The sequence below is a fragment of the Streptomyces virginiae genome, from assembly GCF_041432505.1.
GTDB lineage: Bacteria > Actinomycetota > Actinomycetes > Streptomycetales > Streptomycetaceae > Streptomyces > Streptomyces virginiae_A.
Window position 1 is genome coordinate 7,409,824 of the sequence record NZ_CP107871.1, and the last position, 15,963, is coordinate 7,425,786.

The 15,963-nt window shown below is 71.7% G+C and carries 13 protein-coding genes; 7 read left to right on the forward strand and 6 right to left on the reverse strand.

Going from position 1 to position 15,963, the window contains the following annotated elements:
- Positions 1 to 103 precede the first annotated feature (103 nt).
- Entirely contained in the window at positions 104 to 3,424 is a 3,321-nt protein-coding gene (gene lysX / locus OG624_RS34075; RefSeq protein ID WP_371640219.1) for a bifunctional lysylphosphatidylglycerol synthetase/lysine--tRNA ligase LysX, read from the forward strand.
- 40 nt (positions 3,425 to 3,464) lie between these two features.
- On the opposite strand, the gene OG624_RS34080 is transcribed toward lysX, so the two are convergent.
- Positions 3,465 to 3,905: a DUF6086 family protein gene (locus OG624_RS34080; protein WP_371640220.1), complete on the reverse strand. Its 441-nt coding sequence runs from the start codon at positions 3,903 to 3,905 to the stop codon at positions 3,465 to 3,467.
- Between the two features lie 142 nt (positions 3,906 to 4,047).
- Between OG624_RS34080 and OG624_RS34085 the strand changes: the two genes are divergently transcribed.
- Entirely contained in the window at positions 4,048 to 4,941 is an 894-nt protein-coding gene (locus tag OG624_RS34085) for a polysaccharide deacetylase family protein (protein WP_371640221.1), read from the forward strand.
- A 48-nt stretch (positions 4,942 to 4,989) separates the two neighbouring features.
- Here the strand turns inward: OG624_RS34085 and OG624_RS34090 are convergent, their stop codons facing one another.
- Positions 4,990 to 5,652, reverse strand: coding sequence for a class F sortase (locus OG624_RS34090; protein WP_033224048.1), 663 nt, complete (start codon positions 5,650 to 5,652; stop codon positions 4,990 to 4,992).
- Positions 5,653 to 6,016: 364 nt separating this feature from the next.
- On the opposite strand from OG624_RS34090, the gene OG624_RS34095 reads away from it, so the two are divergent.
- The gene (locus OG624_RS34095) at positions 6,017 to 6,535 is read left to right on the forward strand and encodes a hypothetical protein (RefSeq protein ID WP_033224047.1); all 519 of its coding nucleotides are present in this window, start codon (positions 6,017 to 6,019) and stop codon (positions 6,533 to 6,535) included.
- 98 nt (positions 6,536 to 6,633) lie between these two features.
- Here OG624_RS34095 and OG624_RS34100 read toward each other — a convergent pair whose 3' ends face one another.
- Entirely contained in the window at positions 6,634 to 7,212 is a 579-nt protein-coding gene (locus tag OG624_RS34100; protein WP_266354632.1) for a hypothetical protein, read from the reverse strand.
- A gap of 215 nt (positions 7,213 to 7,427) precedes the next feature.
- Positions 7,428 to 8,198 (reverse strand): bestrophin-like domain, encoded by a 771-nt coding sequence (locus OG624_RS34105; RefSeq protein WP_161288170.1) that lies wholly within the window; start codon positions 8,196 to 8,198, stop codon positions 7,428 to 7,430.
- A 1,081-nt stretch (positions 8,199 to 9,279) separates the two neighbouring features.
- Here OG624_RS34105 and OG624_RS34110 point away from each other — a divergent pair.
- A complete protein-coding gene (locus tag OG624_RS34110; RefSeq protein WP_033226418.1) occupies positions 9,280 to 10,110 on the forward strand; it encodes an SAM-dependent methyltransferase in 831 nt (276 codons plus the stop codon).
- Positions 10,107 to 12,344, forward strand: coding sequence for a putative bifunctional diguanylate cyclase/phosphodiesterase (locus OG624_RS34115; RefSeq protein ID WP_371588967.1), 2,238 nt, complete (start codon positions 10,107 to 10,109; stop codon positions 12,342 to 12,344). The genes OG624_RS34110 and OG624_RS34115 overlap by 4 nt, the downstream gene beginning before the upstream one ends.
- Before the next feature lie 36 nt (positions 12,345 to 12,380).
- On the opposite strand, the gene OG624_RS34120 is transcribed toward OG624_RS34115, so the two are convergent.
- On the reverse strand, positions 12,381 to 13,472 hold the full coding sequence (locus OG624_RS34120) for an FAD-dependent monooxygenase (RefSeq protein WP_371640222.1): 1,092 nt from the start codon (positions 13,470 to 13,472) through the stop codon (positions 12,381 to 12,383).
- 106 nt (positions 13,473 to 13,578) lie between these two features.
- Between OG624_RS34120 and OG624_RS34125 the strand changes: the two genes are divergently transcribed.
- The gene (locus tag OG624_RS34125; RefSeq protein WP_033226419.1) at positions 13,579 to 14,247 is read left to right on the forward strand and encodes a TetR/AcrR family transcriptional regulator; all 669 of its coding nucleotides are present in this window, start codon (positions 13,579 to 13,581) and stop codon (positions 14,245 to 14,247) included.
- A 37-nt stretch (positions 14,248 to 14,284) separates the two neighbouring features.
- Here OG624_RS34125 and OG624_RS34130 read toward each other — a convergent pair whose 3' ends face one another.
- Complete coding sequence (locus OG624_RS34130) at positions 14,285 to 15,163, reverse strand: LysR family transcriptional regulator (protein ID WP_033226420.1); 879 nt, start codon at positions 15,161 to 15,163, stop codon at positions 14,285 to 14,287.
- Positions 15,164 to 15,258: 95 nt separating this feature from the next.
- On the opposite strand from OG624_RS34130, the gene OG624_RS34135 reads away from it, so the two are divergent.
- A complete protein-coding gene (locus OG624_RS34135) occupies positions 15,259 to 15,963 on the forward strand; it encodes a succinate dehydrogenase (protein ID WP_266354624.1) in 705 nt (234 codons plus the stop codon).

Below are 15,963 nucleotides of genomic sequence, written 5' to 3' on the forward strand. Positions count from 1 at the left end.
CCAGGGGGTGTCCTGCCGGTCGGGACCCGGCCCGGTGAGCACCCGGGGAACGGTCCTTCCGTTCGGCGCGCGCGCCGGCGCCGCCCTCCCTACAGTGCGAACCATGAGTGCCACCAGTGCCACCAGTGCCACCGTGGAGGAGAAGCACGGAACCCGGAACCGCTTCCTGAACCGGGTACCCGACGGGTTCGGCGCGTTCTTCGGAGCGCTCGGCCTGCTGTGCGCCCTGCTCGCACTCTCTCCCACGCTGCGTCGGCTCCTCCGGCACATCGTGCGGTTCCTCGACCTGATCGTCGTCCCCGTCAGCGCGAACCTCGCCTACGCCGTCTTCCTCTTCCTTCTCGCCGCGGCCCTCGGCACCCGCAAGAAGGTCGCCTGGTGGATCGTCATCACCTATTTGGCCCTGCTGATCGTCGACGACGTGCTGGAGATGGCTGTCGGCGAGTACTGGATCGGCGTCCCCTCCATGGTCATCGCCGTCGCCGCGATGGCCGTACTGATCGCCGCCCGCGACGAGTTCTACGCCGCCTCGCGCCCCGGGGCCCTGTGGCACGCCCTGCTCGTGCTCGGCCTCGGACTGCTCGCCGCCGTACTCGTGGGCTGGGCGCTCGTCGCCCTCTTCCCCGGCACCCTGCCCAAGGGCCAGTGGCTGGACTGGGCCGCCAAAGAGGTCTTCGGCGGCCTCTTCTCGGCCCGGGAGTTCGACGGCCACCCACCCCGTCCGCTGTCCTTCCTGCTCGGCCTCTTCGGCGCCGCGGCCCTGCTGAACGCGGCCATGACCCTCTTCCGTTCCCAGCGCCTGACCGCAGCCCTGCACGGCGACGAGGAGCCCCGTATCCGCGCCCTCCTCGGCGCCTACGGACGCAACGACTCCCTCGGCTACTTCGCCACCCGGCGCGACAAGGCCGTCGTCTTCGCCCCCAACGGCAAGGCCGGCGTCACCTACCGCGTCGAAGCAGGCGTCTGCCTCGCCAGCGGGGACCCGGTCGGTGACCCCGCCTCCTGGACCGCTGCCATCGACGCCTGGCTGGCCGTGGCCCGCCGCTACGGCTGGCAGCCCGCCGTCATGGGTGCCTCCGAGGACGGCGCCACCGCCTACGGGCGCTCCGGGCTCGGCGCCCTGCAGCTGGGCGACGAGGCCATCCTGCACGTGGCCCACTTCGACCTCGACGGCCGCGACATGCGCGTGACCCGGCAGGCCGTCAACCGGGTCCGGCGCATCGGAGCCACCACCGTCATCCGACGCCACTCCGCCCTGTCCCAGGACGAGATGCAGAGGATCGTGGAAAGCGCCGACAAATGGCGTGACACGGAGACCGAACGCGGCTTCTCCATGGCCCTGGACCGGCTCGGTGACCGCGAGGACGGGGACTGCCTGCTGGTCGAGGCCTTCGACGACCAGGGCGAGCTGATCGCCCTGCTCTCCTTCGTCCCGTGGGGCAAGGACGGCATCTCCCTCGACCTGATGCGCCGCGACCGCACCGCCCCCAACGGGGTCATGGAGTTCATGGTCGCCCAGCTCTGCGCCGCCGCCCCCGGTCTCGGCGTACGCCGGATCTCCCTCAACTTCGCCGTCTTCCGCTCCGCCTTCGAGGAGGGCGGCCGGATCGGCGCCGGCCCCGTCCTGAAGCTGTGGCGCAAACTGCTCCTCTTCTTCTCCCGCTGGTGGCAGCTGGAGGCGCTGTACCGCTCGAACGTCAAGTACGGCCCCGAGTGGTACCCACGCTTCCTCTGCTACCAGGACGCCGGCTCGCTCGCCCGGGTCAGCCTCGCCTCCGGGATCGCCGAGGGCTTCGTCTCCGTACCCAGCCTGCGCACCCTGTGGGGCAACGGCCATCCCAAGGGCCTCACCGCCCCCGCCACCACCGAGGGCCTGCCCGCCATCGACTCCCTCGGCCTGGACGCGGTCGAGCAGGCGGACGGGGGCGCCCCGGCCGAGCGGCTGCCCGAACAGGTCCGCGTCCGCCACGCCAAACTGGACCGCATCCGAGCCGCCGGCATCGACCCCTACCCCGTGGGGATCCGCGCGCGCACCCACACCGTCGCGGAGCTGAAGGCGGCCCACCCCCACCACCCGCCCGGCGCCCGGACCGGCGCCGAGGCCACCCTCGCCGGACGCGTGATGGTCGTACGCGACCTCGGCGGCGTGGTCTTCGCCGTCCTGCGCGACTGGTCCGGGGACATACAGCTCATGCTCACCCGCGACGAGGCCGGGGCCGAGGTGCTGGACTCCTTCACCTCGCAGGTCGACTTCGGCGACCACGTGCTGGTCAGCGGCGAGGCCGGCGCGAGCAAGGCCGGCGAACTCTCCCTCGTGGTCCGCTCCTGGCAGCTCACCGGCAAGTGCCTGCGCCCCCTCCCGGACAAGCGCAAGGGCCTCGCCGACCCCGAGGCCCGGGTCCGGCGCCGTTACCTCGACCTCGTCGCGAGCCCCGAGGCCCGGGACGTCGTACGGGCCCGCTCCAGCGCGATCCAGGCCTTGCGCCAGGGACTCCTCGACCGCGGCTACCTGGAGGTCGAGACCCCGATGCTCCAGCAGATCCACGGCGGCGCCAACGCCCGGCCCTTCCGCACCCACATCAACGCCTACGACCTCGACCTGTACCTGCGCATCGCGCCCGAGCTGTACCTCAAGCGGCTCTGCGTCGGCGGTATGGAGAAGGTCTTCGAGATGGGCCGCACCTTCCGCAACGAGGGCGTCTCCTACAAGCACAATCCCGAGTTCACGATGTTGGAGGCCTACCAGGCCTTCGCCGACTACGACGTGATGCTCGACCTCACCCGCGAACTGATCCAGGGCGCGGCCACCGCCGCCTTCGGCTCGCCCGTCGCCCACAAGGCGGGACCGGACGGGAAGCTCGTCGTCCACGACATCTCCGGAACCTGGCCGGTCAAGACCATGTACGGGGCCATCAGCGAGGCCCTCGGCGAGGAGGTCGACGCCGACACCGAGGAACAGGTGCTGCGCCGGCTGTGCGACCGGGCGTCGGTCCCGCACGCCCCCGAGGACACCCGCGGCGACGTGGTGCTGGAGATGTACGAGCGCCTCGTCGAGGAGCGGACCGAGCTGCCCACCTTCTACAAGGACTTTCCCACCGACGTCTCCCCGCTCACCCGCCAGCACCGCCGGGATCCCCGGCTCGCCGAACGCTGGGACCTGGTCGCCTTCGGCACCGAACTGGGCACCGCCTACTCGGAGCTGACCGACCCGGTGGAACAGCGGCGCCGGCTCACCGCGCAGTCCCTGCTCGCGGCGGGCGGTGACCCGGAGGCCATGGAGCTCGACAACGACTTCCTGGACGCACTGGAATACGCGATGCCGCCCACCGGCGGCCTCGGCATCGGCGTGGACCGCCTCGTCATGTTCCTCACGGGCCTGACGATCCGCGAGACCCTCCCCTTCCCCCTGGTCCGCCGCGGCTGACCGCCCCGCACCACGACCTCGTCGTCGCCGGGGCGGTGCCTCACTGCCTCGGCATACGCCGTTCCAGCCGCGCCGCCTGCTCCCGCAGCCCCGTGGACCAACTGCGGCCGGACGGCGGGGCGGCCATGCCCGCGGCGGACACCTGTACGTCCTCGCGCGGACCGTCCGGGGCGCCGCCGAGCCGCTCCCAGTCCACCCGGATCCCGGCACGCTCCGCGAGCACGACCACGGTGGCGGTGAAGCCCTCCGAGAGCGCGAGCACGATGGCGTGGCTCGTCCTGCGGTGCAGTACCAGCAGGGCGTCGACGAACGCTGCGAAGGCGACCGGGTCGATCTGGCACTCGTCCATCTCCATCGGCCCGATGCCCGAACCGAGCCTCAGCTCCGCCTCGAAGACCGCTACCTGGCGCCGGAACAACCGGGAGGCCCCGTTGGACGGGTTCCACAGCGTCACGTCACCCATGTCGAAGTACTGACTCATCGTCGGCCCCCCTTCGGCTCATCCCGACGCACCAGTGTAGGCAGCATGATCAACACTGCGGATGTGGGCCGACCGGGTGAGGGGAAGTGGGTGCCTCCGCGCCTCTCGACAACTTCGGCGATGTCGTTGATACGTAGTAATAATGAAAAATGACGAGCCGACAGTAGGGCGGCGCACGGTCCTGCGTACCGCCGTCTTCCTCGGGGTCGCGGCCGCCTCCGGACTGCTCAGCGTCAGTGGTGAGAGCGGCAGCGGAGCCCCCGGACCGGGACCGGGCGGATCCGGAGCACCGGCAGGGCCGGGGGCGCCCCCCGCGGCGGGTGCGCCGGGGTTGCGGGCGCGGGCGCTGCCCGAGAAGTCGTACCGGCTGCAACCGATGACCGCCGACGCGCCGGTGCGCGCGGTGGCCGCGAAGCCGGCCGTGCGGACCCGGCCCATCCTGGAACTCCCCGCCGAGGCCGCCGCGTCGGGCGGCATGGTGCTCACCTTCGACGACGGCCCGGATCCCCGCTACACCCCCGCCATCCTCGACACCCTCGCCCGCTACGGCGTGCGCGCCATGTTCTTCGTCTGCGGGGAGATGGCCGCCGAGAACAAGAACCTGCTGCGCCGGATGGTCGACGAGGGCCACGTCATCGGCAACCACACCTGGACCCACCCGCTCATCCCGCAGCTCGGCCGACCCGCCCTCGCCTCCGAGATCGGCCGCACGAGCGAGGTCGTGCAACAGGCCGTCGGCGAGGCGCCGCTGTGGTTCCGGGCCCCCTACGGAGCCTGGAACCGGGCCGCCTTCGAGATCGGGGCGGAGCTCGGCATGGAGCCGCTCGCCTGGACCGTGGACACCCTGGACTGGAAGGAACCGGGGACCCCGACGATCATCTCCCGGGTCCTGGGCGGCGCGGCCCCCGGCGTGATCGTCCTGTCGCACGACGCCGGCGGCAACCGGTCGCAGAGCGTCCAGGCGATCTCCTTGTACCTTCCCCAACTGCTGGCGCGGGGCTACCGGATGACCCTCCCGGTGCTGCCGCCCCGCTGACCCGGGAGCCGGCCGCGGCGGACGCTCCCGGGCTCGGCCGCCCCGGACTCAGCGCGCCTCCACCATGCGGGCGAAGACGACCACGTTGCCGTCGTAGCCGCGGGCCTTGGAGTATCCGCCGCCGCAGGTGATCACCCGGAGCTCCGGGTGCCCGGTGTCCCCGTACACCCGGGCCCCGGGGAAGGCCTCCTTGGAGAACACCTCCACGCCGTAGACCTCGAACACCGCCGTGCGCCCGTCGTACCGCTCCACCTCGATGTGGTTGCCCGGCTTGACCGAGCCCAGGCCGTAGAAGACCGCGGGGCCCTGCGCGTTGTCCACGTGTCCCACGATCACCGCCGAGCCCCGCTGGCCCGGCGAGATGCCGTTGAGGTACCAGCCGGCGAGATTGCGGTCCTGCGGGGGTGGCGCGTCGATCCAGCCCTCCGCGTCCAGCCCGACCGTCATCACCGGCGCGTCCACGTTGATCGTGGGAATCCGGATGCGCTGGACCGACGAGTGCTCCAGCACCTCCATGTCCGCCGGGGGCGTCGGCGGATTCGCCGGCAACTGGTCGGACGTCACCGCGACGGCCGAGGCCGCGGTGGGCTGTGGCGGCCCGTCGCCGATGTTCACACCGTTCCGCACCATGGCGAGGCCGGTGAGCATGACCAGGGCGAGTACGCCCCATGGCGAGTATCTGCGTTTCTGCCCGGTCTCGTCCTCGCCCATCGTTCTCCCTTCCCGACGCGGGGGTCCCGACCCGCGTTCCTGTCCCACCCCTGTACGCCCTACTTCACGCACGCTAAGGCCGAGCCGGTGGGACGGCGAGGGGGGAAGGGCGAACGGGTGGCCGCCACCCGGAGGGGGCCGGAAGGGGTGCGCCCATCCAGGTAATCGTCACATAAATGCCTGACGGGTCGTGACCTGCGGATCCGTCAGCCGCGTCGTCCGCGCTTCGGCGTGTCGCTCAACCGGGCGGCCCAAAGCCGGAAATGCGGAGGTTGCGGGACGACCTGAGGGTTCGACGTGGGAGGCGTTCTCGTCGATCATCCGGGGCCGACGCTCCGGGGCGCTTCCCGCTGGAGGTTCCACCATGCGTGTTGTGCGCGCTCTTACCGTGGCGGCGGCAGCCTGCGCCGCGATCGGCCTCAGTGCCCCATTCGCCTCCGCGAACCAGGACCCCGGGGGTCGGGGTGGGAACGGGGGTGGGAACGGCCCCAGCAACATCTCCGTCAACCCGTACTCCGTGCACCAGGGATCCACGATGCAGGTGAGCGCGGCGGGCTGCGGGCACGGCGGCACCGTCGCCTCGCCCGGCAACTTTCCGCCGGCCAACCTGTCCGCCGGATCGATCGGCTTCGCGACCGTCCGGATCTTCAACCACGCCTCGCCGGGTCACCACACGCTGTCGGTCAAGTGCAACGACAGCAATCTGGTCGCCACGCACCGCTTCACGATCCTCGAGGGCAACCCCTCGCAGGGCGGCATCGGCGGATCGTTCGGCCCGTCCACCGCCGAGACCGCCATCGGGGCGGGCCTCGTCGGAGCCGCGGCCCTGGGCGCCGGCGCCCACGTGGTGCGCCGTCGCCGCCCGCTCCGCAGCCGGGCCTGACCGGCCTCCCCGGACGCAGATCCCCCGCCACCGCCGATCGCCCCGAGTCCTCGTCAGGACTCGGGGCGATCGGCGGTAGCGGGGGATGTCCGGCGCGTTCAATGGCTACGGTCGGCCCCCCTGCGACGCAGGGCGAACACCGTGCCGCCCGCGGCGGCGAGGAACAGTCCGGCGCCGGCGCCGAGCTCCAGGGGATCCATGCCGGCGATGCTGCCGCCCAGACCGCCACGGACACCGAGGGCGGAGGACGGGGTCGGGTAGAGGGTCGCTCCGGTGCCGGTCCGCGTGGAGCTCGTGGTGGGTCCGGTACTGCCGCCGGCGATCGTCAGATCGGCCGAGCCGGTCTCACCGTTGCAGGTGAAGGAGACGGAGTAGACGGCTCCGCGCCGGGCGTCCCGGTCCACGGTGACCCGCACGGTCTGACCGCGCGCGATGCTCACGGTGTCGAAGACCCCGGAGGAGGCGGTGGCGTAGGCGGAGTTGCAGCGACTGACGGCGAGGACCGTCTGCCCCCCGGGGGCGACGGTCGACGGTGTGAGGGTGAACCCGAACGAGGTGATCGTGGGCTGGGCCTCGGCCGCGGTCGCGGCGGGCACGCCGAAGGCGCCGAGCGCGAGTACGGCGCCCGTGGCGCCGGCGCTCAGCAGGGCGGTGGCAGAGGTACGTATCGCACCCATGGTTGGTTCTCCGGATCCCCGAGGAGCAGCCGCGGAACGGTTTTCCGCACGTGGGGGGTCGTGCGCCTCGATGTCCGACACGCTAGGTCGGGGTGCGGTGACCCGCGATCAGGAACGGGCGAATGGGGCATGGCCCTGGGCCGAACCGGGGACGGGAGGCCCGTCCCCGGTTTGCGAGCGGCGAGATTCCGAGGGGATCCGGATCTCCCGATCCCCTAGCCGCCGAGGTCCAGGTGGGGGAAGTGGGCGAGGAACGGTTCGGCGGTGGCGGAGATGCCCCGCCCGAACGGCGCGTCGAAGTCCCAGATCAGGAACAGCAGGAACGCGATCAGGGCGCTGAACAGGCCGGCCAGCAGCATCTCGCGGAACGACCGCCTGATCTGCAGGGTGAAGATCAGCCCCACGGTCACCAGGGCGCCGACGATCAGTCCGAACCACACCACCCCCGGCATGGTGGCCCCGGCACTCGAACCCCGTGCGCTGCGGGCGTCGTCCACCATCGCGACCTGGTCGACCAGCGGCTGGTAGGCCTGCCCCTCGTGGTCGGTCTTCGGCTCGTGGTCGGTGACGTCCCGGCGGATACGTTCCAGCAGTTCCCCGCCGTGCTCGGTGAGCTCGCCGTGGTCGGCCATCCGCTTCCACTCCGTGTCCACGACGTAGGTCACGTACGCGTCGACGTCGGCGCGGATCCGCCCCCGCACCTCGGCGGGGTAGACCTCGGAGCGGACACTGATCTCGTGCAGGGCCTGGGCCTCCTGGCGCACGTATTCCTGGGCGGCTCCGCGGCCCTCCCAGACGCCGGCGATCGCGAGGCCCAGCACGATCGCGTAGATCACCCCGATCATCATCGTCATGTACTCGATGACGTCCGGGGTCTCGTTCGGATCGTCGTCGTCGCCGATCCTCCTGTGGTTGAGGAAGGCGATGGACAGCACCACGGCACAGGCCGCGGCCATCGCGATGGACAGGACGAGCCATTCCGACAAGATGACTCCCAATCGTTTACTGGTGGGGCGGAAGAAGCGCTAGCGCGGGCGCAGCGCGACGATCGCGAGCACCGCGGGAGCGGCGGTCATCAAGGTGAAAGTCACCGGCGAGATGTGGTGCTCGGCGGGTTTGCGGGCCGCCGCGTGATAGGCGGGTCGGGCCACGGGTTTCGGCGGTGCTGGTTTCACCTCTGGGGCGGGTGGTGGCGGTGGGGCGGGTGGTGCCGGTGGCGGCGGTGCGGGAGCCCTGACCACGCGGGGCGCCGGGGGCGCCGGCTTCGGCGGGGGCGGCGCGGGCAGGACCGGCTTCGGTAGGGGCTTCGGCGCCGGCGGGGGCGGCGGCGGTGGCTTCGGCGGTTCGGGTTTCGGGGGCGGAGGAGGCTCGGGCGGGGGCGGCGGGGGAGTGGGCTCGGGTGGCGGCGTCGGCTTCGGCGGCGGCTTCGGCGGGCACGGCGGAGGGGGTGGCGGAGGTGGGCAGTGGGGGCGGCCGTGATGGCCCCCGCCATGCCCGCCTCCACGACGTTTCCCGTGGTCGGAGCCCTGATCGTCACCGTGATGTCCGCCACGCGGGCCGCGGCCGCGGTCGCTGCCACCGGCCGCCGAGGCCACCACCGAGGCCACCGTGGTGGCGGCCGGTCCGTCGCCGGAGTCGGTCGTCGGGTAGGCGCGGCTATCAGCCACGGCCGGCGTGACGGACAAGGCCGCCCACAGCAGGACCGGGACTGCCAGCAGGCGCCTGGCACAGGCTCTGTTCACCCCGGGAGCATGGGCCCGCGCGCGCCCGGGCACGCGAGGCTCGGCCCCGGTTCGCCTGAACGGGTGGACTGCCGACCAGTAAGGTTTGAGCCACTCGTGGGTCGGTAGTGTGGGGACTCCGATCGACCTTCAGCCAATTCCCATAAGGGACTTGTCGGTATCGGTCATTCCCTCGCCCGGCCGGGCGGTGCCTTTGGTGTGTGACGAAGAACGGATCGGCAATTTCCGCTTTTGCTCGCCCTGTTGGGAAATGATCAGTACATTCGGCTCGGACAGGAGTCCGACCTCACACGGACGACCGCAGGACCAACGCTTGGAGACCCCGATGGAGCGCCCCGCCTGGGCCCCGCCAGGCATCGACATATCGGTGCCGAGCGTGTCCCGCATCTACGATTACTACCTGGGCGGGTCCCACAATTTCGAGGTCGACCGCCAGACCGCGCGCCGCGCCATGGAATTCATGCCGGGCCTGCCCAAGATCATGCAGGCCAACCGGGCATTCATGCGCCGCGCCGTCCGGCACGCCGTCGCCGAGGGCGTCACGCAGTTCCTCGACATCGGCTCCGGCATCCCCACCTTCGGCAACGTCCACGAGATCGCCCAGGCCGCCAGCCCGCAGGCGCGCGTCGTCTACGTCGACCACGACCCGGTCGCCGTCGCGCACAGCCGCGCCGTCCTCACGGGGGACGACCGCAGCGGCATCGTCGCCGCCGACCTGCGCAAGCCCAAGGAGATCCTGGCCGCCCCGGAGGTCGGCCGACTGCTCGACCTCGGCCGCCCGGTCGCGCTGCTGCTCGTCGCCGTCCTGCACTTCCTGGAGGACACGGACGACCCGTACGCCGCCGTCGCCGAGCTGCGGGACGCGCTGGCCCCCGGCAGTCTGCTGATCCTCACGCACGCCTCGTACGAGGGTATTCCGCTCACCCAGGAAACCGCCGCCGGCACCGTGGGCGTCTACCGGGACATGCGTAACCCTCTCGTCATGCGTACCCGGGAACAGATCAGCGGCTTCTTCGACGGGTTCGAGATGCTGGAGCCGGGCCTCGTCTCCATGCCCGACTGGCGACCGGACCGGCCCGACGACGGCGAGGACGCCGAGACACCGGAAGACCCCTACGCCTTCTCGGGCTTCGGCGGCGTGGGACGCAAGGCGTGAGACTTCCGGCACAGACGGCGGGCTCGCCGAAAGTCGCCGCGGCGCCCGCTGCGGCCCCGGCCACCGGGTCTTCGGCGGCCCCGCACGGCGGCATCGAGGACCGGATCGCCCGCTTCGCCACGATCTGGGGCCGGGCGATCTTCCCGGTCACGGCGACCTCGCTGACCCGCACCGAGTTCGAACGGCACCTCGTACCCCTCACCCGGACGCTCACCGAGGCCCTGCACGCCAGGCCGTTCGACGCCTCGATCGCCCAGCAGGTGGGGGCGGAACTCGTCGCCGTGCACTGCACCGACCCCGAGGCCCTGGCCGGCACCCTCGGCGTGATCGAGTCGTACCTGGTGCTCTACTGCGGCCCGGACGGACCCGAGGGCTCCGGAGTGGAAGGCACCGAGGAGTACCGCTCCCGCTGCGCCCGGCTCCAGCACGCCATCGCGGCGGGATACGCGCGCGCCCTGCGCGAGCGCACCCTCAGGGAGCAGGAGGCCATCGCACGCTCCGCGCTCACCGCGCGGACCGACGCGCAGCAGGCCCTGCACGCGAGCGAGGAGCGCTTCCGGGCGGTCTTCGAGGGTGCGGCCGTGGGGATCGGCATCGCCGACCTCGACGGGAACGTCCTGGAGGTCAACGACACCCTGCTGCAGATGTTCGGAGGCCTGGAAGGACACGTCCGCAGCCGCAACGTCAGCGAGTGGGGACACCCCGACGACACCCCGCACGTCTGGCGGATGTACGGGGAGCTGGTGCGTGGCGAGCGCGAGAGCTACCGCGTGGAGAAGCCGTACTACCGGCACGACGGCACCGTGCTCTGGACCAATCTGACGGTGTCGCTGCTGCGCGACGCCGACGGGAAGCCGCAGTACCAGCTGGCGCTGATGGAGGACACCACCGAACGCCGGCTGCTGAACCTGCGCCTGCGCTACGAGGCCACCCACGACGCCCTGACCGGCCTGCCCAACCGGACGCTGTTCTTCGAGCGGCTGGAGAAGGCCCTCGCCGGGGCCGGAGGCGACCGCTACGGCCTGTGCTACCTCGACCTCGACGGTTTCAAGGCGGTCAACGACAGCCTCGGACACTCGGCGGGGGACCGACTGCTGGTGGAGGTCGCCGACCGGCTGCAGAGCTGCGCGACCGGCCCCGGCGAGGTCGTCGCCCGGCTCGGCGGTGACGAGTTCGTCGCCCTGACCACCGGCTCCGACACCGAGGAGAAGGTGACCGACCTCGCGGTCCGCATCCTGACCGCCCTGTCCACACCGATCCGGCTGGAGGGCCGGGAGCTGACGGTCCGGGGCAGCATCGGCATCGTCGAGGGCCGGGCCAAGGAACGCACCCCGGCGGAGGTGCTGCGCAGCGCCGACATCACCATGTACCGGGCCAAGGCGGCCGGCGGCAACCGCTTCGAATTCGCCGACGCCGAGGCGGACGCCCGCGCGATCACCCGCCACGGACTGACCAACGCCCTGCCCGCGGCACTGGAACGCGGCGAGTTCTTCATCGAGTACCAGCCGCTGGTCCACATGCGCGACGGCAGCGTCCACGGAGCCGAGGCGTTGGTGCGCTGGTCGCACCCGCAGTACGGGGTACTCGGCCCGGACCGCTTCATCCCGCTCGCCGAACGGACCGGGCTGATCGTGCCGCTCGGCCGCTGGGTCCTGGAGGAGGCCGTCCGCCAGGCCCGCATCTGGCAGCGCGAGCACGGTGGCGCGGCCCTGCGGATCAACGTCAACCTCTCGCCGACCCAGCTGCACCACCCGGGCCTGGTCGCCGACACCGTGGCGGTGCTGGAGAAGTCCGGCCTCGCCCCGGGCGCGCTGTGCCTGGAGGTCACCGAGTCGGCCCTGATAGGGGCCGACGACGAGCTCCTGGAACCGCTGCGCCGGCTCGCCGCCCTCGGTGTGGACATCGCCCTCGACGACTTCGGCACCGGCTACTCGAACCTGGCCAACCTGCGGCGCCTGCCGGTCAGCGTCCTGAAGCTCGACCGCTCCTTCACCCAGGGGATGCAGCAGCAGCCCGCCGACCCGGTCGACGTCAAGATCGTGGAGGGGATCGTCGCCCTGGCCCACAGCCTCGAACTCGCCGTCACCGTCGAGGGAGTGGAGACCGGGGCCCAGGCCGCCCAACTGCGCGCCCTCGGCTGCGACACCGCACAGGGCTGGTACTACGCCCGGCCAGGAGCCCCGGACCGGATCCACACCCTTTCCCTCTCGGACGCGGTGCCCGCGCCCTCCTGAGGCCGCTCCTTCCGACATCCGCCCCGCCGGGCCGCCTCAGGCTCCGGCGGGCGGCTGGGACCGGGTCATGCCGACCTCGGTGCCGCGGCCGGGGGTTCGGACGGCTTCCGTGACCCGCTCGTACCGCTCCGCCGTGTCGGCCAGGACGTCGGCGACCACCGGCAGCCGCACCGCCTCGTACCTGTCGAGCACCTCCTCACCGCCGGGCCCGGTGAGCGCGGCCACGAGCGTCCGGCCGAGCTCGGCCGCGTCCTGGATGCCGGTGTTCATGCCCAGCCCGCCGGCTATCGGGTGGACGTGCGCGGCGTCCCCCGCGAGGAAGACCCGGCCCTCCCGCATCCGGGTGGCCATGCGGACGTTGACCCGCCAGGCCGAGACCCAGGTGGCATCGACGAGCCGGATGCCCGGCACCCGGGCGTCGCGGTCGAAGATCCGTTGGAAGCTCTCCAGGGACGGCGGCACCGGTTCGCCCCGCTCGTCCCGCTCGGGTGAGGCCTGCAGTTGGAAGCTGTCCGTCCCCGGCATCGGGCAGAGCAGGATTCCGGTGCCCTCGGACGTGAACCACTGGTGCCAGGCGTCCCGGCCGAGCCCGGGCGCCCTGACATCTCCGATCACCATCGCGGGCTCCTCCTGACCGCTCCCCTCGAAGGGGATGCCGAGCAGCTTGCGGGTGGTGCTGCGCCCGCCGTCGCACCCGGCGAGATAGCGGGCCGCGATCACGGTGCCGTCCGCCGGCTCGGCGCGCACCCCGGCGTCGTCCTGACCGATCGCCACGAGCTCCGATCCGTACTCCACCCGGACGCCCAGCTCGGCGAGCCGCTCGCGCAGGGCCTTCTCGATCTGCCACTGCCCGAGGAGCAGGCCGGCGCCGGTGGGGGTGTCGTTGATGTGTTCGCCGTCGAAGTACTTGCGCAACGTCACGCTCGTATCGCCCTCGGCGGTCAGGGTCTCCAGCACCCCGAGCTCCCGGAAGATCGCGAGGCTGCTCGGCAGCAGGCCCTTGCCCCGGGACTCGTGGTGCGGCTCGGTGCGCCGGTCGATGACGCGCACGGCGACTCCCCGGAGTGCGAGGTCGCAGGCGAGCGTCAGTCCGGTGGGGCCGGAGCCGGTGATCAGTACGTCGGTCATCGGAGGTCCTCTCCTCGTCGTTGCCTCAAGGAAAGCGGCTCCCGACAGAAAAAGCAACCCGGTTAAAAAAGTAACTCGGTCACGCGTGCGTGCTACGCTGTGCGGTATGGAGAACACGACGGGTCTGCGCGAGAACAAGAAGCTCCGTACGCGCCACCGGCTGGCGGCCACGGCGCTGGAGCTCTTCCTGGAACGAGGCTTCGACGCCGTGTCGGTGGCGGATGTCGCGGCCGCGGCCGAGGTCTCCAAGCCCACCCTCTTCCGCTACTTCCCGAGCAAGGAGGACCTGCTGCTCGACCGGTTCGCCGACCACCAGGACGAGGCGGCGCGCGTCGTGCGCGAACGACCCGCCGGCCGCACGCCCGTGGGAGCGGTGCGCGCGCACTTCCTGGCGGCGCTGGCCGAGCGGGATCCCATCACCGGACTCTGTGACCATCCGAACGTGGTCTCCTTCACGCGACTGCTCTACAGCACCGCGAGCCTGAAGAGCCGGCTTGGCCACTACACCGACCGCGAGGTGGAACTGCTCGCCGCCGAGCTGGAGTCGGAGGCCGTGCCCCCGCTCGCCGCCCGCCTGGCGGCCATGCACCTGGTGGCGGTCCGCCACGAGTTGGGCCGGGAGAACTGGCTGCGGATCGATTCCGGCCAGAGCGCCGACGAGGCCTACGCGGCCGCGGTGGCCGACGCCGAGCAGGCCTTCGCGATGCTGGCGGACGGCCTCGACCGGGCGCTGCCGGCAGCCCTTGCCCCGCCGATGTCCCCCGCGGCGCCGTGACGACCGGTCCGCGCGCGGCGGCCCTGCCGGGCCGGAGTCAGCCGAGCAGTATGCGCCTCAGCTCGCGGGCCGCGCGCGGCGGAGCCACGTCGGTGCGGTGGGCCAGGGCGATGGTGCGGCGCAGCGGCGATCCGGCCATCCGGGTCACCCGCAAGCCCGGACCGGCGCGGTCCACCACCATCGCCGGGACCACTGCGATGCCGAGCCCCGCCCGGACGAAGCCCAGGACCGCGTCCATCTCGCCGCCCTCCACGGTGAAGACCGGCTCGAAGCCCTCCGCCCGGCAGGCCGCCACCGTGAGCTCCCGCAGGTCGTAGCCGTGCCGGAACATCACCATCGGCTCGTCCCGCAACCCCGCGATGGTCAACTCGCCGCCCCCGCCCGGCGCCGGCCGTTCCGCCGAGGAAACCACCACGAGGTCTTCCGTCAGCAGCTCCACCGTGGTCAGGGCCGGGGCCGAAGGGGGTAGCGGCAGCGCGATCAGGGCCAGGTCCAGGGCCCCGCGCGCGAGCTCCCGTACGAGGTCGAGCGACCCGCTCTCCTCGATCAGCAGCTCGATCCCGGGATGCGCGTCGTGGAAGGCCCGCAGCACGTCCGGCAGCAAGCCCGTGCAGATGCTGGGCGTGGCGCCGAGCCGCACGCGCCCGCGCCGCAGCTGCGCCAGTTCCTGCACCTCCAGCCGCGCGGTGTCCGCGTCCGCCAGGATCCGCCGCGCCAGCGGCAGCAGCGTCTCACCCGCGTCGGTGAGCGTGATGTTGCCCCGGGCCCGACTGAACAGCTCGGCCCCGAGTTCCCGTTCGAGCGCCTTGATCTGCTGCGAGAGCGAGGGCTGCGCCACATGCACGCGCTCGGCGGCCCGGGTGAAGTGCCGGGTCTCGGCGACGGCCACGAAGTACAGGAGCTGCTGGAACTGCATCCGCCCAGGCTATCGCCCTCGATAGTCAGAGGCTATCGGTATCAGCTCAATCATGTCTTTGCCCTTTCGGGGCCCTCGTCCTTACCGTCGAAGACATGGCTCTGGCAACGCGGACGGATCGACGGCCGTCCATCACACGCACGATCTGGGACTCCTCCGTCGGCAAGAAGTCCGTGATGGCCGTGTCCGGCCTGATCATGCTCGGCTACCTCGTCGTGCACATGCTCGGAAACCTGAAGATCTTCTTCGGGGCCGACGAGTTCAACGGCTACGCCCACTGGCTGCGCACCCTCGGCTCGCCCTTCCTGCACCACGAATGGGCCCTGTGGCTCGTCCGCGTGGGACTGCTCGCCGCGGTCGTCGCCCACGCCGTGTCCGCCTACCAGCTCAGCCGCCGCGACATCAAGGCCCGCCCGGTGAAGTACGCCCACAAGCGCCGCCGCGCGAGCTACGCCACCCGCACCATGCGCTGGGGCGGGATCATCCTCGGCCTGTTCATCGTCTGGCACCTGCTCGACCTCACCACGCTCACCGTCAACGAGCGCGCCTGGTCCGGCCATCCGTACGAGAACGTCCTGTCCACCTTCTCCACCTGGTACGGGAACACCATCTACATCGTGGCGATGGCCGCCCTCGGCCTGCACGTCCGCCACGGCTTCTGGAGCGCCGCGCAGACCCTCGGCGCGGGCAGCGCCCGACGCGAGCGGACGCTGAAGTTCCTGGCGGGCGGCCTGGCCCTCGTCCTCTTCGCGGGTTTCGTCTCCGTCCCCGTCGCCGTCATGACCGGAGTGGTGAGCTGA